This window comes from Lysinibacillus xylanilyticus (assembly GCF_001708185.1).
Taxonomy (GTDB): Bacteria; Bacillota; Bacilli; order Bacillales_A; family Planococcaceae; genus Lysinibacillus; species Lysinibacillus xylanilyticus_A.
In genome coordinates this window covers 171,463-192,706 of record NZ_MDDN01000003.1, presented here as the reverse complement: position 1 = coordinate 192,706, position 21,244 = coordinate 171,463, and the positions used below count along the sequence as shown (strand labels likewise).

Annotated in this window: 19 protein-coding genes; 1 reads left to right on the top strand and 18 read right to left on the bottom strand. The window is 35.2% G+C overall.

Features of this window, described 5'->3' with window-relative positions; translation table 11 throughout:
- Positions 1-135 precede the first annotated feature (135 nt).
- From BFJ97_RS08755 to BFJ97_RS08680, 15 genes are all read right to left on the bottom strand, one after another.
- Positions 136-549 carry a GNAT family N-acetyltransferase gene (locus BFJ97_RS08755; protein WP_068984480.1) on the bottom strand — a complete coding sequence of 138 codons (414 nt, stop codon included), beginning with the start codon at positions 547-549 and terminating at the stop codon, positions 136-138.
- 1,056 nt (positions 550-1,605) lie between these two features.
- Complete coding sequence (locus BFJ97_RS08750) at positions 1,606-2,565, bottom strand: ABC transporter ATP-binding protein (protein WP_068984261.1); 960 nt, start codon at positions 2,563-2,565, stop codon at positions 1,606-1,608.
- An 11-nt stretch (positions 2,566-2,576) separates the two neighbouring features.
- Positions 2,577-3,788, bottom strand: a complete 1,212-nt coding sequence (locus BFJ97_RS08745) for an ABC transporter (protein WP_068984260.1) — start codon at positions 3,786-3,788, stop codon at positions 2,577-2,579.
- A 12-nt stretch (positions 3,789-3,800) separates the two neighbouring features.
- Entirely contained in the window at positions 3,801-4,925 is a 1,125-nt protein-coding gene (locus BFJ97_RS08740) for an ABC transporter (RefSeq protein WP_175401720.1), read from the bottom strand.
- 346 nt (positions 4,926-5,271) lie between these two features.
- The gene (locus BFJ97_RS08735) at positions 5,272-5,664 is read right to left on the bottom strand and encodes an immunity 22 family protein (RefSeq protein ID WP_083226968.1); all 393 of its coding nucleotides are present in this window, start codon (positions 5,662-5,664) and stop codon (positions 5,272-5,274) included.
- Positions 5,665-5,847: 183 nt separating this feature from the next.
- Positions 5,848-7,128 carry an MFS transporter gene (locus BFJ97_RS08730; protein ID WP_068984257.1) on the bottom strand — a complete coding sequence of 427 codons (1,281 nt, stop codon included), beginning with the start codon at positions 7,126-7,128 and terminating at the stop codon, positions 5,848-5,850.
- Positions 7,129-7,133: 5 nt separating this feature from the next.
- A complete protein-coding gene (locus BFJ97_RS08725) occupies positions 7,134-7,745 on the bottom strand; it encodes a TetR/AcrR family transcriptional regulator (RefSeq protein WP_068984256.1) in 612 nt (203 codons plus the stop codon).
- A 195-nt stretch (positions 7,746-7,940) separates the two neighbouring features.
- Positions 7,941-9,470, bottom strand: coding sequence for a DHA2 family efflux MFS transporter permease subunit (locus BFJ97_RS08720; RefSeq protein ID WP_068984255.1), 1,530 nt, complete (start codon positions 9,468-9,470; stop codon positions 7,941-7,943).
- A 1,226-nt stretch (positions 9,471-10,696) separates the two neighbouring features.
- On the bottom strand, positions 10,697-11,608 hold the full coding sequence (locus BFJ97_RS08715) for a DMT family transporter (protein WP_139114402.1): 912 nt from the start codon (positions 11,606-11,608) through the stop codon (positions 10,697-10,699).
- Positions 11,598-12,002 carry a MerR family transcriptional regulator gene (locus BFJ97_RS08710; RefSeq protein WP_439097997.1) on the bottom strand — a complete coding sequence of 135 codons (405 nt, stop codon included), beginning with the start codon at positions 12,000-12,002 and terminating at the stop codon, positions 11,598-11,600. Before BFJ97_RS08710 ends, BFJ97_RS08715 begins: the two co-directional genes overlap by 11 nt.
- 1,262 nt (positions 12,003-13,264) lie before the next feature.
- The gene (locus BFJ97_RS08700) at positions 13,265-13,660 is read right to left on the bottom strand and encodes a VOC family protein (RefSeq protein WP_068984252.1); all 396 of its coding nucleotides are present in this window, start codon (positions 13,658-13,660) and stop codon (positions 13,265-13,267) included.
- Positions 13,661-13,895: 235 nt separating this feature from the next.
- Positions 13,896-14,582, bottom strand: a complete 687-nt coding sequence (locus tag BFJ97_RS08695) for a diphthine--ammonia ligase (RefSeq protein ID WP_068984251.1) — start codon at positions 14,580-14,582, stop codon at positions 13,896-13,898.
- Positions 14,583-14,716: 134 nt separating this feature from the next.
- Positions 14,717-15,562 (bottom strand): GIY-YIG nuclease family protein, encoded by an 846-nt coding sequence (locus BFJ97_RS08690; RefSeq protein ID WP_068984250.1) that lies wholly within the window; start codon positions 15,560-15,562, stop codon positions 14,717-14,719.
- 147 nt (positions 15,563-15,709) lie between these two features.
- Positions 15,710-16,897, bottom strand: coding sequence for a hypothetical protein (locus BFJ97_RS08685; protein WP_068984249.1), 1,188 nt, complete (start codon positions 16,895-16,897; stop codon positions 15,710-15,712).
- A gap of 113 nt (positions 16,898-17,010) precedes the next feature.
- Entirely contained in the window at positions 17,011-17,835 is an 825-nt protein-coding gene (locus BFJ97_RS08680; RefSeq protein WP_068984248.1) for a LysR family transcriptional regulator, read from the bottom strand.
- Positions 17,836-18,102: 267 nt separating this feature from the next.
- Between BFJ97_RS08680 and BFJ97_RS08675 the strand changes: the two genes are divergently transcribed.
- Positions 18,103-18,843: an SDR family NAD(P)-dependent oxidoreductase gene (locus tag BFJ97_RS08675; protein WP_068984247.1), complete on the top strand. Its 741-nt coding sequence runs from the start codon at positions 18,103-18,105 to the stop codon at positions 18,841-18,843.
- Between the two features lie 83 nt (positions 18,844-18,926).
- Here the strand turns inward: BFJ97_RS08675 and BFJ97_RS08670 are convergent, their stop codons facing one another.
- The 3 genes from BFJ97_RS08670 to BFJ97_RS08660 form a co-directional block, all read right to left on the bottom strand.
- Positions 18,927-19,118 carry a hypothetical protein gene (locus BFJ97_RS08670; RefSeq protein ID WP_068984246.1) on the bottom strand — a complete coding sequence of 64 codons (192 nt, stop codon included), beginning with the start codon at positions 19,116-19,118 and terminating at the stop codon, positions 18,927-18,929.
- Between the two features lie 19 nt (positions 19,119-19,137).
- Positions 19,138-19,548, bottom strand: a complete 411-nt coding sequence (locus BFJ97_RS08665) for a hypothetical protein (protein ID WP_068984245.1) — start codon at positions 19,546-19,548, stop codon at positions 19,138-19,140.
- A 205-nt stretch (positions 19,549-19,753) separates the two neighbouring features.
- Positions 19,754-21,058 (bottom strand): PQQ-binding-like beta-propeller repeat protein, encoded by a 1,305-nt coding sequence (locus BFJ97_RS08660; protein WP_068984244.1) that lies wholly within the window; start codon positions 21,056-21,058, stop codon positions 19,754-19,756.
- Between the last annotated feature and the right edge of the window lie 186 nt (positions 21,059-21,244).

Sequence of the window (21,244 nt, the reverse complement as noted above, 5' to 3'; positions counted from 1 at the left end):
CAAATAATATTTTATTTCTGTAAAGCAAGATTGTGGATAATTATATGTAAATCATAAAATGACAAAGACACCAAAGCAGAATCCTTGGTGTCTAAATCGTTATTCTTTCGTTGCTAAATGAGCTATTGCTGATCGCTACTTATTTGAAATTCCCGACTGCATTTCGTAATTTCTTACGAGCATTCCGTTTGATTTTATCATGCCAAAATTCTCGTAATAAGGAATTAAGTCATCATCACAACACAAATCAATCATATATATATCATCAAGTTCTTTTAATATTTGTTTTACTAATTCCTTGCCAATACCTTTCTTTTTATACGCTGGCAACACTTCAAGGAACGGAATGTAGGCAGATAGAACGCCATCGCTAATTGCTGTTATAAATCCTACTACTTGATTAGTGTGATCATCTATAGCAATAACCACTTTACTACTGTTTTTTAACAACTTTAAATGAGTTTGTGGATTTGGCGGATTTGGCCAATCAACAAAAAAGCCATTCAACATATCAGAAGAAATTCCATCTATAGATTTTTTATAAATCATCATATATCAACTCCTAAATTATTTAATAATTTTTTAGGGAGATGATCGATCAATTATAAAGTAACATCATTGCTACCTCCAAACATTTCCTGGGATACTATAAAATATTCTACTCAAATTCTAAAAATCCTTCTTTTTGTTTAATAAAATACTAGTATGATTAACCATTGTTTTACGAGATGAAAAGTATGAAACTGCAAACATCACAACAAAGTATATTCATGTTGTGATTTATGATAAATTCAAAGCACAACATCATTTTTTGAAATAGACTTCAACTGATAATGAAAGTATAGCAAATAATGGGAAAATTAAAAACAAAGATTTTAGATCGTTATTTTTCAATACCCACACGTTAAGACACACGATCAACACTAAACCGATGCTATTGAATAGGATAAAGTATAGTATTTTGTTTTTTAACCTATTCATTAAATAAAGATCAATAGGTGCTGCAACGATTATTGTAAATAAATAGAGACCTAAAAAAATGAATGCAGATACATGAGATTTTCAAACATTGTGAATCCGATTAATTCCGATTCTGGCTTCTCTTCAATGAATTGAATAATGAATGTAGTAACTAACGCCACTATCAAGGGTGAAAACAGGAGATTGTATTTTCTTTTCATTTAGTTACCTCGAATAATTATTATAAACAAGCCCTTACCAGAAATTTGTTTCTGTAGATAATTATAGGTTATATGTAAATATTTCCAAAGTTTCGCTATTGATCCCGTTTACTTTTGCCGTTTCAGCCAAACTTAAACAGATGCATTCGCTTTAGCACCAGCTTCACTAACAGAGAAAAGCAAGTTTGAATAATTAAAGCTTAAACTGGAATGTACGCAATAAAAAGAGCGAGAATTTTAAAACCTAATCCTTGTAGTTTTGCTTGAACCATCTTAATGTATATGGACAAGAATCTACAGATTTCAATTTCAAATATCCCTACTTTAATGTCTCGAAGTAAAGAAAGGCCTAATTTTATTGTCCAAATACAAGGGCGTAAAAGTTAGGACTTTCTTTTTTTAAATCCCTATATTAAGCTGATTTTTAGTCCTCATAATTAAAGTGGTTGTTCTTTTTTAACTGGCTGTCTCCAATGCTATCTTCATGATAATACATCGAATACAAATCATTTAATGTAACTTTCCCAAATGCAAAATCCACCACATTTCTCTCAACTAAAAAAGATGTAAGCGAACTTAATAAACTTGCTTCAGAACTTGGTAAATGAATTAGTGTCATTCCATTTGTAAGTGTTTGAAGTTCTAGATTTGGAAATAGCTCGAGAAGTTGTTTTATAGTATTACCTTCCATGTTTTTTACTCGAATAGTTTTAATATGCGATTGACTAAATCCTTCTATTACTTGATTGGTATTAACTAGCTTTCCATTATTAAATAAGTAAATTCGGTCTGCATATTTCTCTAAATTATCAAGTAAATGGGAGGCAATAATAATAATCTTACCTTCCTCCTTTTTCTTTACTAATATTTTCGAAATTATTTCTACATTATTTGGATCAAGTCCGTTCATTACTTCGTCCATCATCATAATTTCCGTATTTGAGACGATTTGCATTGCAAAGCATAAACGTTGGCGCATACCAAGGGAATACGTGCCGGTTTTTTTATTCACATAATGCCCCATATTTAATGCTTCGATTGTTTCATCAATCAGTTTTATATCGGATTGCCACATGGTTGCAAACATTTTTAAATGCTCGCGCCCACTTAAGTGATTATACAAGTCACTTTGATCTGGCATCATCGACACGAATTGATGAATTTTCACTTCATTTGATTTATTCGAGTAGCTTAGACCATCTTTGAAAACTACCTTTCCTTTCATAGGTTTCACATAATTCATTAATACATTCATAAATGTGGATTTTCCCGTTCCATTTGGTGCAACAAGCCCGATCATTTCTCCTTGCTCAAATGTCATTGAAATATCATTTAACACTTTATTTCCCCCAAATTGCACGGTTATATTTTGAACTTCAAGCATCTTTACGCCTCCTATTTAATTAGCTTATATCGCCTATTCAATGCAATCAGTATCATTAAAAAAATGATCACCCCTGCAAGTCCAAGTAACAGCTGTAATCCTAAAGTAAAATCTAACTGATCGTTCATATAATAAAAATTTCGCCTTTTTGAAATAATTTGTCCGACTTGAATGTAAGATGTCGGATAGTTTTGAACGTCCCAAAAATAGCCGACGTAACGGCTGGAATAAAAATTCTCGCCGAAAATAAGGAGCAAGCCAACAGCGAAATTTACCATCTCGTTGCGGAAGATAATACTGCATAATAGCACAACGTTGATCATGACGATAAACCAGGTAAAAAGCAAAATGAAAGATTGTCCTAAAAACGTACCTAATGTCATCATTTCAAATTTACCGTCCACACGCCAATCAAGATGAGCTGCATACACAGGAGATGGTAAATTGAAATTCCCAAAACCGGATTGTAAGCCTATGATAAAGACGCCAACTATAAGCGGTACAAATAATACCATGCTACCTAGTAGTGCAACGAACATTTTCACAAGTAGCTTTTTCCAATCACTAATCGGAAATCCCTTTAAAATAGATGGATGACGTTGATCTTTTTTAACAATATCAATTGATAAAAGAAGGACACAGACAATTAAAATAATAGGAAGTACACCCTTTAATAGGCGTTCGAACGTTTGAAGCGCTGTACGTTGTTCAAAAATTTCCAATGATAACTCATAATCTGCTTTCGAATAAGCATCATAACGGACAGCCTGCTCTAAATAGGCGTAAAAGGCATCATCTTCTGCATACTTGTTATTTTTTATAAAATACTTTGAGTTATATGAAAATACCTCATTTCTATATGTAATCGAATTCGTAAAGTAGTACCAATCGCTAGTTAAATCTGCATATTTTTTAAAATTGCCCTCATCTAATGCATCTAATCTTCCTTTATCTATAGGGTTAATTTCCTTAAATATTTCAATAGCATAAATAACGGAAGGATGTACATTATTTAAATCTTGTCCTTCCATATGATCTAAAAATTCCTGACGTGTTAAATAGCGCGCCTCAATTTCATCATAGTCAACTCTTTCTATCGGATTGTAAGTTGGCGCTATTTTAAATACATAAAAAAAGGTTGCAAAAGCAAGTAAAAAATAGATGGCTACGTTTTTCTTATTCGTAAAAAACTGCTTGAATTCAAATTTAAAATAACTCCACATGCTTAATACCCCCTATACCCTATTGATTTTTCCTGTTGAGAAAAATGTTTTAATAACGAATAACATTAAAATAATACTTATACATATAATGATTAAGCCTAAATTCATAGTAATATCTACAGGCTTCGCTAAATCTACTGGTACGCCTAGTAAAATATCATTGAAATTCATGAAATTAAAAGGATTATAGGGTAATAAACTAATAAGAGATGGAAAAATCATCGGTAAAAAGAATAAAATAAAGTGTACAAATAATGTTAAATACATATTTTTCAGTAACACATTTAAAATAATCGACAATAGCATTACAAAAATTGAAATTAATAGCATATAACCAACGCTCATTGCAATATATTGAATCGTAGATATTAATGTGGCATTTCCTACATAGATCCCAACAGGCTCTGATGGGTTTCCAAGTCCATTTATGATCCACAATGGAATTGCACAAATAAAAATGAGTAAAATACTTGTAACTATGGTTAAAAAAGCAATGATGCATTTAGATAAAATATAGTGATCGAATCGGACAGGAAAGCCCTGAATTATACTAGAATGCTCAAAATCATCAAGCAAAATAGAACTTGTATGGAAGCTAATAAATATGTACCAGCCTGCTCCAACGTGTAAAAAGAAAAATAATAAAAACGGCATGTACTGAAATAAATTGGATATTGTATCCTTTCCCTCATCAACCATCCTCTTAAAATAAAGATAGTCCATCGAATTTTGCAATTTAGAAGGTAATAATTCTGCAACATTTTCATATCCTTCTAATTCGAATGCTTCTTGTCTTAATTCTGCAAGTTTAAGTGAAGTCTCATAATATATAGATTGTTTGTCCATCGTTAATGATGCTATTTGTAAAGCAATAGTGCTTTTTTGTTTAACTAAATTTTTATATAAGTCGCTTCCGTCACCTGTTTCTGAGGCATCTTTAATTTGAAACTTTGATAGTATAGCTTGTGCTGAATAATAATCACCCTTTTTCTCGACAATTTGATTACCAACGGCTTGTGCATTTATATAAAACATAAAGCCAAAAACGATCATAACAACAGCTAATAGTGCGACTAAATTTTTCCGATTCGCTCGCTCAATAACTAGACCTACTCTTAATGCTCTTAACACTGTCATCCTCCTCACTTATCAATGAAAGCATTTACAGTACTATAATAAGATATTATGAATATTTTTACAATTCTTACATTTTAGACGTTTCGAAGGAAAAGATATTCATTGTGGTCTCAATTAACTTATTAACCGCCTGTTTTGCGAGGAAAACTCACAAGTTTGTGGTACAAGAAAAAATCCTGCATTTATCAACACAGGATTTTTAATCAAACTTTTTTATAAATGTCGAGTATCTCTTGCCATTTGAGCAGAAGGATATTCCCAAGCAACTTAGAAACAGCTCCTTTTCTTGAGCAGAAACACCACCTATTACTAAGGAATTTCCTCCTCTTTTAACACACTTACTGCACTAAAAGTCGGTATCGAATAATCCGATATAATGCAGTCCATTATAAAGCTTGTTAACATCAGTAATTTCTATTTCCGGATCAAAATAATAAAACATTGTGTTTACTTTCTCTATTCCTTTGTGAATACAGATCTTTTTTATTTCAACCATCTTCTCACCCTCTACTGATAGTTCCTCAATAAATTCATCCACGTCTGTTAATTTATCTTGCCAGTAGACACCAATCCAATCCTCGTCATAAAATTTTTCATTAATATCCCTACAAAATTCACATATTTTATATTTTGGATCATCAATATCCATGTCTGGATCACTATAATCGATTTTAAAATACGCATTAAAAGTATCGTTATCTACGTTGCTAATTCCCATCCAAACATGAACCTTACTCATTATCTCCACTATTATTTGCAACTCACTTTCGTATGATTTATTATTCTGGCTTCCCTGTTAGAATTCGCCCCACTTAAAGCCTGAGACAATTGACTATGAAAACTACTCGATTGCATTCATAATTATTTTCCCTAGAAAACAAAAATTTACTTTTTTGTTTTCTGAGGAGGATATCCTTTCATTCTAAACAGGTATTTTCCTTTCATTTTCCTCACTTATTTTAGATTCTAGTGTTTTTGTTATTATGTAGAACAAAAATGTACCCGTTAATCCTAGTACAAGAAGCAATCCTCCCATATATACTGGAGGAATCCACTCCCCAACGATGATCAGCAGCGAAGAAACAACTATTGCTCCATAGATCGTCATACTATTAAAAGCCATATAGGTGCTACGAGCGTTTGGTGGTGCAATTTCCCCTATCATCGCTTGTTTAATAGGAACATACATCAGTTCACCAATTGTTCCAATAAACATAGCAATAAAAAGAATCAACACGCTATTTGTAAAGGCAAAAACACTAAAACAGATCGAAAATATTAACATCCCTGTAACTAAAGTCCAACGATCACGCCACTTTTTAAATACGAATAATACGACACCGGATAGGAGGACTACAAGAATTGTATTCTCCGTTCGAAGAAAACCTAGCATCTTTGTGCCATCAAGTATGAAATCTATTCCAAACAATGAAGCTGACTGATGAGGTATATCTTTTTCGAGACGAATCCCAATATAGTTAGTTAATGACTGTTCCAAAGAAAAAATAAAAATTGCTCCCAAAATATACAACATAAACAGCTTATCTTTTAACACGGTAGAAAAGTTTTTAAACATCGCTTTTAATGCAAATTTTTGTGTTTGATTTGAAGTCTTAGAAGAAGGTTCGGGTGTGTAGGTTTCCGTAATAAAAAATAAGGTTATTAATACAGATAATAAAGAGATGAGTGATATCCCAATAAATAATTCGAATAAGTAATTTTTGAAAAGAAATGCGCCAATAATTCCTCCAATAGCAGTTGCTAAATTAGCTAACCAATAGCAAATTGTAAATACAACCTTACGCGATTCGGAATTAGTAATATCAATAATCATGGCCTGTGCTGCTGGTTGAAACATTCCACCCCAGAACATATTGATGATAAAAAATGCTGCAGATAAATATGGTAAGTCAAACCAAGGGGAATTACAAAATGCTATAAACAGATATGAAAGCAATAGACCCAGTTCAGAATAAATCATTATTTTTTTTCGACCTATTCTGTCTGAGACATGACCTCCGATTAATCCACCAATGACCCCACTTATCACAATGATAATAAGAATAATACCTGTTTTTGTAGCGCCGATTTTTTGAGAAAAATAGATTGCTAGAAAAGGTATGACAGCCATCGAAATAAGGCCGCCTAGAAATTGCATAGCTAGACGAAGTTTGACATTTGGATGGATCTCTCTCAAATTCATATCAATCACCCCTCATTAATGATAGGACCAAATAATCTTAGTGCTTGTCGCGTTATATCCTTCCATATCAAGCTTGTAGATTCATCTACAAACGTTAAGCGCATCCCATTTAAGATGGATAAGTATGACTTAGCAATTAATGACGTTGGTTCTTCATAAAAGTAACCAAGCTTTTGCCCGACTTCAATAACTGGATGAATACTGACGATAAAGCCATTTACGAAATCGTTTAGTTCATTAAAAAGTTTTGGAAATCGATCAGGTCTCGCAAGAACCTGCTGAATTATACGAAGGTATTCATTTCTCTTTGAAAACAGTTGTACATGGCAATCTATCATTTCCTTCACGACTTCAAGAGGCTCACCTTTAAAGTGTTTTTCTATCTCGATAAAATATGTTTTGATTTCCTCCAATGGCTCTAAAAACGCTGATTCATAAAGAGCTTCTTTTGAATCAAAGTACGTAAATACAGTACCAAAACTAACGCCTGCCTCCTTCGCTATTTCGGCAACTTTTGTCTCTGCAAAACCATTCTCGCTATATAATTTGATTGCGGCGTTTAGAATAGTAGATCTTTTTATTTTCTTTTTTTCATCAATAGTAAGTTTAGGCTCCATTTAGAAACTCCTTTCAGAAAATGATTGACGAATCAATCAGATTATATTGTAATTTGTTTCCATTGTCAATTTAATTTCCAGAATTATTTTTATATTTTCAGTTCGATAAATCATGAAAGAAATAGTCTGCGCACAATTTCAAACAAATAAAAACGGGTGTTGCTTGAGGTAAGCATCACCCGTTTTCTAGCTTAATTATTGCTCATTAACAGTTTCTAAATGTTCCCCATCCGTCTTAACCTCGTGAGGAGGTTTAACTCTTTTAATAAAGAATGCAAGAATAAGGGCGATAACTGCAATTAATGTTGAAATGAAAAAGGTAAAATTAATACCATGTAACATCGCTTCATTCATGATGTGTTGTTGCATTTCAGCTGCAGCCTGTGCTGATGGTTGAACTGCATTTGCACTCATGTTTGCCATTGCGTCAGCAGCTAGTTCCTCTGCTTTTGCAGTCGTTTGATGGTTCATTACGGTAATCAACACCGCGGAACCAATTGCACCAGATACTTGTTGTAGTGTATTATTCATAGCTGTTCCGTGAGGATTATTATGCGCTGGCAATTGATTCAAACCATTTGTCATGACTGGCATCATGACCATTGACATCCCAAACATACGTAAAGTATACAGCAAAACAAGTGTAGAATAAGCTGTATCCATACTAATTTTACTAAAGTAATAAGTTGTCACAATGGTAATGGTCAAACCGATCACAGCCAAAATTCTTGCTCCATACTTATCAAAGAGTTTCCCTGTAATTGGCGACATAATCCCCATAACAATAGCTCCAGGAAGCATTAGTAGGCCAGAATCCATTGGTGAAATCCCACGAATTGTTTGTACATAAATGGGCATCAAGATCATGGCCGAGAACATTGCGACAGCAATGACAATTGAAATGGCCGAAGATAAGGCAAACATTGGATATTTAAAGATACGAAACTCAAGCATAGGCTCATCCAATCGAAGTTGACGAAGTGTAAAGGTAATTAAAGCAAGTGTACCAATAATAATCGTGCCGTAAACAAGTGGACTATCCCATCCTTTTTCCCCCGCGGAACTAAAGCCATAAAGCAAGCCACCAAATCCTATGCTAGATAAAACAAGAGAAAAAACATCAAGTTTAATAGCACGTTGTGGTGTTATATCTTTTAATTTAAAGGCTGCAAAAATTAAGGTTAAAATGGCAATTGGCAGAACAAGATCAAATAACATTCTCCAATTGTAATGCTCAATCAACCATCCTGAAAGAGTCGGACCAATCGCTGGAGCTGTAATCATAACAAGTCCAAACATCCCCATCGCTGCCCCTCTTTTTTCGACTGGAAAAGCAGTAAGCATGACATTCATTAATAACGGCATCATAATGGCGGATCCTGCAGCTTGAATCATTCGAGCCCCTAATAACACACCAAACGCAGGTGCGATACTAGCTAGGAACGTTCCTAAAGTAAACAATGACATGGCTGTTATAAATAACTTTTTATCAGAAAAGCGCTGAATAAAGAACGCACTCGCGGGTATCAAAATACCGTTAATTAGCATATAGCCCGTTGAGAGCCATTGCACTGCCGTGGCTTTCACTTCGAATTCTTCCATAATAGATGGAAGGGCAATGTTTAGTAATGTTTCATTTAAAATAGCAACAAAGGCACCAATAAATAAAATGGCAATCATGCCGTATGGCGCTTTTTTCTCTAAAGAATGGGTTTTCTCCGACAATAAAATCATTCCTACTTTCTATATAATTTCTATGTTTTTCATCACAATTACTTCTTTGTGAAGTCTCTCTAATTTGTTATCTCCATCCAACGTCCTTCAGAATTCTGGATGCAAACTACATAGGTCCTCCAATCTGTTTGCTGTTTTCTCCTGCTCAATTTTCGAATTCATAGCAACCACTCCTTAAAAAAATAAATATAAGAGTTGACGAAAGGATAGATTTCATTATATAATTAAAATAGGGATATCCCGCTGAATTTCATTTGTATAATGTCTATCTATCTAAATTTAACACAAAAGATTATTTGTTTCAATGTGTTATACATAATTTTTTTGACTGTGGATTCTTTTAATTTCTATACATCTAACAAAGTCGGTTCCTTTTCGTACAGGAATTCGACTTTTTTTTAAACATTTTCTTAGTGCGTTTCCTAGTTTGAACTATTTGGTTTCTAATCTCCTTCAATCCATTTTAGATTTGGAGCTTCATATAATGATGCTTCCCCCATTAATTTGTCTTGTCCCCTATCTCAGCTTTTGACCGAGTCCTTTCATCCATTCTTCATGAAAGTGCACACGATTATTATACGGTAAGGTAAAGCTATAGCGAAGATCGTTTTTATCTAAAGGTTGTCGTTATTATATTAAACAAAGTTGACCTGGAAACATTCAAGAGTACATAAAACTCATTTGCAAGTTATCATTGAAAATGAGTTTTCTGAATCTAGCTCTATGTTTATTTATTTCCCTCAAGGAATTGGTAAATCGCCATCATGTTAGCTTCGTCACAAATGATTAGCCGTGAAAAACCGTGTGGGACACAAACACATAATAATGGTGTTAAAGGAGACAATTAAGAGAAAAACATAAAGTGAAAAAGGACGTGTAGGAGTGGATTTCTTAAATGGACAAGAAACATTTACTATGGTGTTTCTCTGTTTTAAATAAACTAAAAATATTTCTGATAAATTTCTTCCTATTGTGTTTTTAGGAATCAAGATCGATTGTACCTTAGCGTACGAAATTCGCGTTTTGTTGGTGCTGTCGTTGTAATTCTTCAGCAATCGGTTGAAGTTCGTCAAGAATCGAAAGATCCATAAAAAACGCCATCCTTTCTTATGATTCTACAGGAAGGATAACGTCTTTTTTGCTTTATGGGTAGTGTAAAACCTTAGCCTGATAGTGATGTGGTGCTACCCATATATAGTCTTTATCTAAATTTATTCTTATAATGAAGCTGAAACTTTTTGTTTTCTTTTCAAACGTAAGAATCCAGAAGCTGTTAGAACTCCTAAAATAACTAAACATGTACCTACTATTTGAGGTAATGAAATAGTAGCACCAGTTATGATAGAAAGAATCATCGTGACTACTGGAACTAAGTTGAAAAATAAAGACGTGTTACTTGCACCAATAGTGGCCATACCTTTATTCCACCAAAGGTAGCCTAATACGCTCGTAAATAGAGCCATGAATAAAATAGCACCCCAAGCTGAGAACGTAACGTAAGATAAAGGGTGAGGACTTGGTAAAAAGACCGCTAGTATCGTAAGGCAAAGAGCCCCAATTACCATCGTATACGTGGTTGTCTCCATTGAAGAACTACCATTTAAATATTTTCTTCCTAATACACCGTATAAAGCCCAACATATATTCCCTGCTAAGATAAGTAAATCACCTTTAGAAATAGATAAAGTTCGAATAATTTCTAATGAACCTTGAGTAAGCACTAATATAACACCTACTAAAGCAAAAGCCATGCCAAGCATTTGCTGTTTTGTAATCGGATTTTTTAAAATAAAATATGAAAAAAGTGCAGTTACTAAAGGATTAGTTCCCATAATCAATGCCCCATTTAAAGGTGAAGTATACTTCATCCCTAAAAAGAAAAAAGCGTTGAATCCAAAGATGCCTATAATACCAAGTAAGATATACATTTTCCAATGAGTCTTAATGATTCTTATCTTTATTTGTTTTTGAAATCCCAAGATAAGTACCATAACCAATGCAGCTATACCAAATCGCCATGCTGCAGCACTTGCAGCTGAGAAATAGTGAACAGAATACTTAGCCAGGTTGAAAGTAGCCCCTGTAAATACAGCAAAGCCTATTAACATAAGATATATCTTACTCTTCACCTTTTAAGTCTCCTATCATCGTTTCATATGTCTCTAATTTCACCTTCGCCACATTCATAACCGTTTCAATCTCTTGTCTCTGCTCTTCTAAAAGGAGTAGGTGTTTCTTTAAAATATCTACTCGGATTTGAATCTTTTTTAACTGGATGTCATTAGAATCAATATTTTCTAGAAGACAACCATCCTTTAAAAATTCTTGGATATCTTCTAAAGACATCCCTGTTTGCTTTAACATTTTCATGAATTTAAGTAATCTAATTTCACCTTCTGTATATCTTCTTTTCCCACCTTTTCTTAATGGAGAAGACAGTAGACCAATCTTTTCATAATAGCGCAAAGTATGAGCCGTGAATCCTGTTTTTATAGCCGCTTCTGATATACTATACATTTTCATTTCCTCCTTTCTTTACATGCTACTACTTAGACTTAACTCTAAGTCAAGGATTAAATGACAACTAGAGGAAGAAATAATAAAAAGGCACGGAATTTTTCCGAACCTTTTCGTTTAATTTACATAAATCTCATTATCAGTAGTCAATAATGAATAAAATTTTCGTTATGTGGGGATTTTGATTCTTTAGCTTGATGGCGATGTAGTGCTACCCCATACCCATGAAGTTAAGTGATACTATGTCAAGAAAATGGACAGGGAAAATTGAGATTTTGCTTTAAATCTAAGCGCGCTATCGCTTGCTGATCGACGACAATCCGACGAACGGACGATAGTTCCAGCCCCTTATGTCCAATTGGTACAAGGGGGCTGCTGTTCGAAAACAACGAGCCTCCGCTTCGTACCGAACGTTACCCGATCCGACGTACGGAACGCTTGTTTAGCTGTCTGCCATTTGCGTACCTTCTCCGCATTGCGCTCCCGGTTGCAGTCTAGCAAGTAATTCGCCACAACCACCTCACGCGCATAGTCTTCCAAATCGAGCCGGTATATCCCTTTGGCAGTGCGTACATCGTATACGGACATCCACGAAGTGATCAAGTTATTGCGGCGGTAGTATTCCTGATCCTTCATTGAGATGTGATACTGCAAAGTCCCCCAGTTCTTTCGCCTGCTATTCTTCATTCTGTTCACCTCTGCCGACTGAATGATTGCTACACCATGACGTAATAAATCGTTGAAGTTAATATACCATAAGTGGTACTGTTAGGGAAATGTGGTAGCAAATGAGTTCATTTAGAGGTCTAATAAACAAAAAAGTACACCACTTTTTATGAGTGATGTACTAAAATTATTTAATATAATGTGTGACATTAAAGACAACCCCTTGATACTACTGTTTTGTAATACATTCACTTGTCTTTAATTTTACAGAGTAAGGTAGCTTTTCAATATCAAAGGTGATCACTTTTATATTTTTTAGATAATTGTTCAACTTGATAAACAAAAGTTGTGCTTGTCAGTAATGGAGGATGAATAAAGAAAATGGGCTTCCCCTCACCCTTTACATGATTGTATAAGCTACTACCTTCTACAACTAACATTGGCACGACTAATCAGCCCAGATAATCAAATACTTTTAGCATGCTGATTGGTAGTATGTATTTTAAAGAATAATACTATTCGTTTTGTTGTGTTAATTTGGGTTTTCAGTCCTAAATCCTTGAACTACTCCCACTCATAGAGGTGAGTGTAGTTCAAAGATTCTATTTTGCATTTACATCAGGTTGATGAATGCCAAAAATATTGCCTTCGGTATCATGATAGTATCCTTGCCACGCCATTCCAGGTAGTGCATACTTTGGCATTGCGACCGTGCCGCCATTCTCGATAATTTTAGCTTCCGTACTGTCGTAATTTTCCACACCCATGGTACAAGCAAATCCATTCAAAGCTTGATTTGTTTCAGGAGGAGAACTTTGACGTTGCATTAAAGCACCATTGATTCCAAGTTCATCGTCATTACCAGTCACTGCACCAAAGTAAGGCATTCCGGCGTAATCACTCCAATCTTGAAAGGTCCATCCGAAAACCTCTCCATAAAATGCTTTTGCGCGTTCCATGTCACTTACATGAATTTCAAAATGAACTAATCTTCCCATAATTTCCTCCTAAATATCCGACTACATTGACTATAAATTATTTTAAGGAGAAAAGGAAAGAAATAACTTGCGAAAGAAGAAAAATACTTCAAAGGCTACGATATTGATGGGCTTAGTAAATCGCCTATTTGACAACTTATTTCGTGAAGCGGCCTATTTTGCCATTTCACCTTAAAAAGCTAATATATGAGCTGAGGCAAAAGGGTTTAGTTCATCCTCTCGCTCTGCCTTCGTTCTAAACTAGCTCTAAAGGCAAAAAAGCATATTCCCCGTCTTTAATAATATCCCCTTTACGAACTGGAATCGGATTTTTAAAAATTGGCCCATTTAATACGGTAGTATGGAACTCTCCGCCTTCTCCGCAAGGGTCAATACCACGAGCTTCAAGCTCCTTCACGTATTCATGGGTTAACGTCCGCCCTAAATCTTCCTCTCGCATTCCCAATGATAAATTTACCGTTACAAGGATCGTTACAAATCCTAAATTTATGAATTCTTCAACAGCTTCCCGATGGTTCATTTCCCATAAAGGCATGCCAAGCTTTAATCCAGCATTGTTTGTAACCTTTTCATGCCAACAGCCATGTGCAGGCATATCTAAGTCGCCAGTTACTAACACCTCTGCACCTTGATTTTTAGCATTTTCTAAAAGGCGCATAAATTCTTTTTCATAATCTGTCCAGCTTGAAGCGGCAGTATAAACAGGCAACCCGATAGACTTTGCTTGGGCACATATAAGCTCTGGAGGCATTCCATGAGATCTAGAACGTTTCCCTTCTTCCTCCAGCATGACGATCAGTCCAATCGCTTCCCCAACCTTCGCTGCTTTATATAGAGCTAAGACACTATCCTTCCCTCCGCTAAAAGAAGCTATAAATCTATGCCCTCGAGCATTGTTTTTCCAATCTATACATTCTGTCATAATATCTTTCTCCTTTATTCTAATTCCTTGTTCTCGCTCCCTACTAATAGCACCACTAATGAATCTAATAAGTTATTACTAGATTCATTTATTTTACCGTGTACATCAGCAAGCATGTCTTCACCTCAATGTCTTTAATTATGGTTATAGCCAAATGGAATGGTTTGTAGCTTACGTTTAAAACTGTTTTCAATTTCAATCGCTTCTAATGCTGTGATATCTTTTGGCAGCACTTTTAAAATTGTATATTGGAACTGTAAATGCGTTTTGGGATTGTTGGCATGTAGCTGCTTAAAAGCTAGATTGCCTCCATGAAACGTTGTCGCATAATCTGACCACCGACCGAGTAAACCGTTTTTATTGTAGGAAGAACCGATATATATTTTTCCGTTAGAGCAATCCGTGATAGCGTAAATCGCATTAATCGAGCTTAAAGCAATATGCCAGTCCGCATATGTTTGAGGATCATCAACGATTTCTTGTAGCTTATCAAAAGTTAATAGAACATTTTCATATCCTGGAAAGACAAATTGACTCGTATTAACTAGCTGGGTGATGATTTTTTCGTTCGTTCCTTTTTGATACCATTTTACAGCAGCTTTGCCCCATTCAATAAATAATTTATTTTCATATGGACGTAATGGATCAGTTGGGATTTCAAATAAAGGGTGCATGATTTCATCTTTATAAGGCTCTAGCAAAAATGGCGAACAATCTTCGGAAACATTTGGTACCTCTCCATGTCTCACTTCATACGATGTTAAATACTTAGCAGTTGTACGATCATCTGCTGAAAAGACAATCACATAATCATAAGCATCAAAAAAATGAAGCGGTTGTTTTTGCGTATATTCACGTAAAAAGCCGTCGCGATACGCTTTGATAAATCGCTCGTGTTTTAATGAATGACGAATAAGTAATGTTTTATTCATGTTATAGTTGCAACGCTGTAATAAATCAGATAAATAGAAATGAGCCATTTTCTTATCCCCTTTTTAAAAGTTTATCACTTTGTAAATGCTATGCTAATTCGTGCTTTATTTTCGATCCTCTCATTAGTTTACATAATATATTTATTGTTTTATGAACAACTAGACAAGATCAAGCCTCTGGATGATGTCACGAATTTACAGTTTTAACACAAAGGTTTTCTCAGTCATCGAAACCAATTCACCTATTAAATTTCCCATTTCTTTTATGCATATTGACGGTTCATCAACAGCAGGTTGATTTGCTAGTTCTAAATAAAATATGGTGTTTTCTTCATCCATTTTTTTAATTACAATTGGTTGATTTATTGTCATGACATCATCTTTTACTTGTAGCTTTACAAATGTTTTATGGAATGTCAGCTCATTCATTACAACCATATTCATTGGATCAAATCCTACAACTTTGATAGAACCGATTGCTACGATTTTTGAGACATTTTTCTTTGTAAAATTTTCGATTTCCTTTTGTTTACGTATATCCATTTCTTTCGATAACTGAAATGCTTTTTCACTGATTTCAATGGATGGGACCGGAATGGTACTAACATACTGTAAAAGGATTTCAAATAATGGCTTGGATGTACAGAAAAAATCTTTCTTCCAATTTGGTTCAAATATATCAAGCAATAGGCAGCACGTTAATCCAGATGAATAACAACTTTGTCGAATATTCAGTGTCGAAGCTTCAATATCGTGCAGATCATGGATAAAATCACTCAGTATATCATCAGGCATGACGTTTTGATAAGCCTGATATTCTATATAAAATGCTGTGCCTTCAATTGTTTCAAGAAAATTTTCATACGCTACATATTCTGGGAATTTCTCTTGTCTACTTTTTCTAAATGATACAAATTGTTGAGTATAGTATTCTTTTTCATATATTTCTTGGACGTTAAGTGCATTCCATAGTGCGATCCTTTCTTGATTTCTTATTTCAATATTTTCTGGGTGATTTGTATATGTAGCGCCCACTACTTCATTGGCAAACCTTGATTCCTCATTAAGATATTGAAAACCATGAAATAATTCATGCACTAAAATTGAATATAATAATTCATCTGTATCGTAATATGAAATATCGATAATAGCAGTAGGTATTTTCTCAAATAAGATAAGTGTACACCCGTTGAAATCATCCGTTTTTTCAAGAACTACATATGATTTAGGATTATGATCTGTATAATTAGGATGATTAAATAAATAGACAATCCTGTCATTAAAAATTGCAAAAGGTATCATTTTAAACCCTACCCAATAATCATGTAAATCGAATGCTTTTAAATACTTTTCTAAAGTGCTAATTCTTTTAACAATATGCATTTTTATCTCCTAGTATTTATGTCGTATTCAACCTTTATCAATTCATACCCTTTAGCTTTTTTAGTAATTTTGAGCAGCTATTAATCTTTCAATAACTCGCTGTATAGTAGAAGTTATATCCTCTGTAAAAAATCAATAAATTTCTTTAGACTTTGCGATTGCTGTTTTCTATGTTTGATAATGAAGTCTATCTTGATTGTTTCAGAAAGCTCCTTATATTGAATTGATTTTTTTCGACTATTTGCGACGTCTGCAGGTATTATACTGATCCCAAGTCCATCGTGAACTGCTTGAAGAATAGATTCTAGTGAATCAAACTCTAGTATGGATTGATTCTCTTTGAAAAGATCCAATGTTTTATTTCTATATAGGCAATTTTTATCACTATTTACAATTAAAGTTTGACGATGTTGCTTTTCACAATCTTTATTTTTAGGTGAAATAAGTGCGAGCTTCTCAAAATAGCTATAAACGGTTTCAAACCGTGCGTGATTACATGGACCCTTTATAAAAACACCATCGAGCTCTCCAAAAGTAAGCATGTCTTGTAACTTTTCCTGATCATTCGTTTTTACTTTTACATCAATATTTGTTTGTTCACTCAAAAAAGAAGAAAATAATTGTGGTATTTTAACTGCAGAAATCGTTTGAGAAGCACCTATTGCTAGAGATTCTCTCCATTTTTTAGGATTAACTAATGACTTGGCTTCATCCATTAAAAGCATTATTTGAATTGTATACTCTAGTAAGACTTCTCCCTCCTCCGTTAATGTTACTCCTCTATTATTACGCTTAAATAATCTTACCCCCAGTTCTTCTTCCAACGCTTTAATACGCTGACTAACATTAGGTTGTACATAACCCAATTTTTCAGCAGCTTTTGATACTGACTGTAGTTCTGCAACATGTTTAAAAATCCACAAATCATGACTTTCCAAGAATTATATTCCTCTCATTGATATCATTTAAAATGATACCTTCTTCATTATTCAGTATTATACACTTCATATTCATAAAAATATAATAGAAACATGATTCATCACCAAAAGTTGTGGGAGACATCATTTGTTAGCCCGAGACCTTGCAGCGAAACTGCTTATCGGACGCCCCTAGGAAAGCGTACGGTTGGAACGGAGATCAACCACACGTCATAGTGATGAGCTAGAAACATATTAAAAATCCAAATAAAGTAAGGATGTTTTAGCATGGAATTAAAAGATAAAGTAATTTTAATAACGGGTGGCGGCACTGGTGTTGGAAGAGCAACAGCTGTAAAGTTAGCAGCTGCAGGTGCAAAAGTTGTCATTAATTATAGCCGTTCTGAAAAAGAAGCTTTCGAAGTTGTAAATGAAATTACACAGCTAGGAGGAACTGCTGTCGCTTATAAAGCAAATGTGGCGAATGCAAAAGAGGTGAATGATTTAGTATCCTATATTGCAGAAACTTTCGGGACGATTGATGCATTAATAAATAATGCGAGTATTACTGCTCAAATAGCTTTAGATGATTTAGATGCTGTAACAGATGAAATATGGGATTCCCTTTTCAGTGTAAATGTGAAAGGAATGTTTCATTGCGTAAAAGCTGTTGTTCCTTATATGAAGAAGCAACAATCGGGTGTGATTGTAAATATGGGGAGCGTAGCGGGAATGACCGGAATAGGCTCATCAATCCCCTATGCAGCAACAAAATCTGCCATTCACACAATGACTAGATCGTTAGCTATTGCATTAGCGCCTTCTATTAGAGTAAATTGTATATCTCCTGGTGCAATTGAAACGAGATGGTGGTCTGGTAATGAAGATAAAATGTATCAACTTGCAGGTAACTTACCACTGAAAAGAATTTCAACACCAGATGATATTGCAGAGGCTATACTATTTCAATTGACTCAAAAATCAGTGACAGGACAAGTTTTTACAATTGATAATGGTCAAACACTTTGAAATGTTAAACACCCTCTTATTCGATTGGTAAGAGGGTGTTTGGATAGTAGTATGCCTGAGCAAACCAAACTGTATGTTTCGCTTCATTTCCACAGCAAATACACTAAATATCTGCTCCGAAATGGTATTTTGATGAACAAATAGTCTTCAAAAAGCGCATCAACTGTTTCTTGGTCGTATGCTTGCTTCAATTCCTGTAATAACGCTGGCACATTCTCTCCAGAGCCCTTTGGTTCTGTCAGATTTCCCCATACTGCACTCGTCAATTCAAGCAAAACATACACTTCTCTTTAATTACCACTCACGCCAATCATCTGTTAACTCATAACGCCCCAGATTCTGGCTTTTAGCAAGGTCATCAACATCAAGTCCACAATGAATCAGCACTTGGTCAAAATAGTCGCAAAGCTCCTCTCGTTCTTCAGTTTCAATTAATCCGCCTCCACCCACCTCATTAATCTCATTTAGGGCAAGTACCGCCGTTTCAATAGATTTCATAATTGCAGGATAGCTATCTGGGTGATTTGGTAGTTTCGCAATGGATGCTGCATACTGCTCTAGCACCATTTCTGTCTGATGAATAAAACTATCTGGAAACAATTCCGCGTAAATACAGTCATCTTTCTCAATCAATCCAGCAGTAAATTCTTCCTCTTCTTCTCTTTTAGCATTGCGCCAGCGTGATGTTGGTCGAATATCTTGCATAGTCCATTCCCCTTTATCTTGAGTTTCTAATTAGTAAAAAATCCCTCTATAAAAGCCTTTATAATATAGAGTATTGCGTAGATCGTAACAGTTATTTTAAACATGACACACTACCATTCACGTTCCTTAATGCGTGTCTTCAATATCCATTTACATATGATGTTGATAAAAAAACCTTATCGTTTCGTCGATTTTGCCTATAAAACTACCAGTACAGTGGTTGTTGATGATCCCAGAAGATCCAGCGGTACGATTCACGTATTGAGCTTGTGCTAATCTCATACGGACTTGGCTCTGTACTAGTCAAATCAAGTACATGTAGCGTTCCATTGTATGTACCGACAAGCAATATTGTCTTCTCAGAGTTTAATGCCATACCACTAATTGTCCCAGATACGAAGTAACGCCAAAGTTCATTCCCCTCCAAATCAATCATTCGTAAATAACCATATGCGTCACCCATAATGTTGCCCCCTTGCACTGCAACACCGGCATATACACGCATACTATTATCTATTGAAGGGGGTTCTTGATTATTGTACTGTTCTAGATCATGGAGTGAAATACCTAGCGTACATCCATTGTAAAAATGACATGCATTGAACAAAACATGCTCATCATTGGCACTGAACAAGCTGTAATGCGGATAACTCGACATCGGTTCAAACGAGTGGGTAACATACTTTTCCATATCCAGCAACATATGCTCGCTGTCTTGACTTCCATAAGCCAGCCATCTGCCGCTTCGCGAAACAGTTCCATGTGGCATCGCTAAACTTGCTGTCAAGTCATCATCTTCCCTTGCCCACTCCCGTATATTTTCCACTGTCGGGTGTAACAAGAGGGCACCTGTTTCCTCAATCAAATAGATGCCGTCATGCGACACCATCAACAACTTCGTGCCATCAGCGAATGGAATGACATCTGCGCTTCGATAGCTTTCTGGCTGTAAGGTCTCAATGTTGGGGTATTTTTCGCGCAATTGGTCGATGATTGTCGCCCATGTGTATGTAGCCAGCAGAGCACCGTTCAACTCTCGATCAGGCTCGCGTACGATACGAACTCCTTGGTCATCCATCAAAGCAATGTCGCGCCCATCCGCAGAACAACTTGCCGCTTGTACATGCTCGATACGGTTTGCTTCCTGTTTATCCATCACATAGACAGTGCGTGATAAATCTTCATTTTGCGCTGCAACAAGGAATGCACCATCACGTAGAAGCGCAATTGGATAAACAGCTCGCATTAGTTGGCCGTGCGTTTCCTGAAAAGGCCAAGAAGCAGCTGGAAACTGTTCACGGAGCGTTTCTAGTTCCTTTGTTCTATTCGCTTCTTTAATAAATTTATACACTTGCGAAGCTAATTGTCTTCGTGAATCTTCAGATGGCTCCTCTCCAGGTGTCTCCCAGTTGCTTTCTAATCCTCTGCGCACGTAGGCATTAATCTCACTTGCATAACGTAACCCCTCATCTCGCCATTTCTGGGATAATTGTAAAGTATCATTTGTCATTGTAGTAGTCTCCTTGTTAATTAACTGACCTAATCATGTTTTACGCTTTTCTCATTATTCTGAACGCATCCTAACCGAAGCCAACTATCCGGCATAAGACCATCACATTGAAATCGGATTGAGGCTCCTTTTCTAACAGATAGAAGATACCATTTCGCGTCCATCCTCAGGTAAAAGCCCATAGTC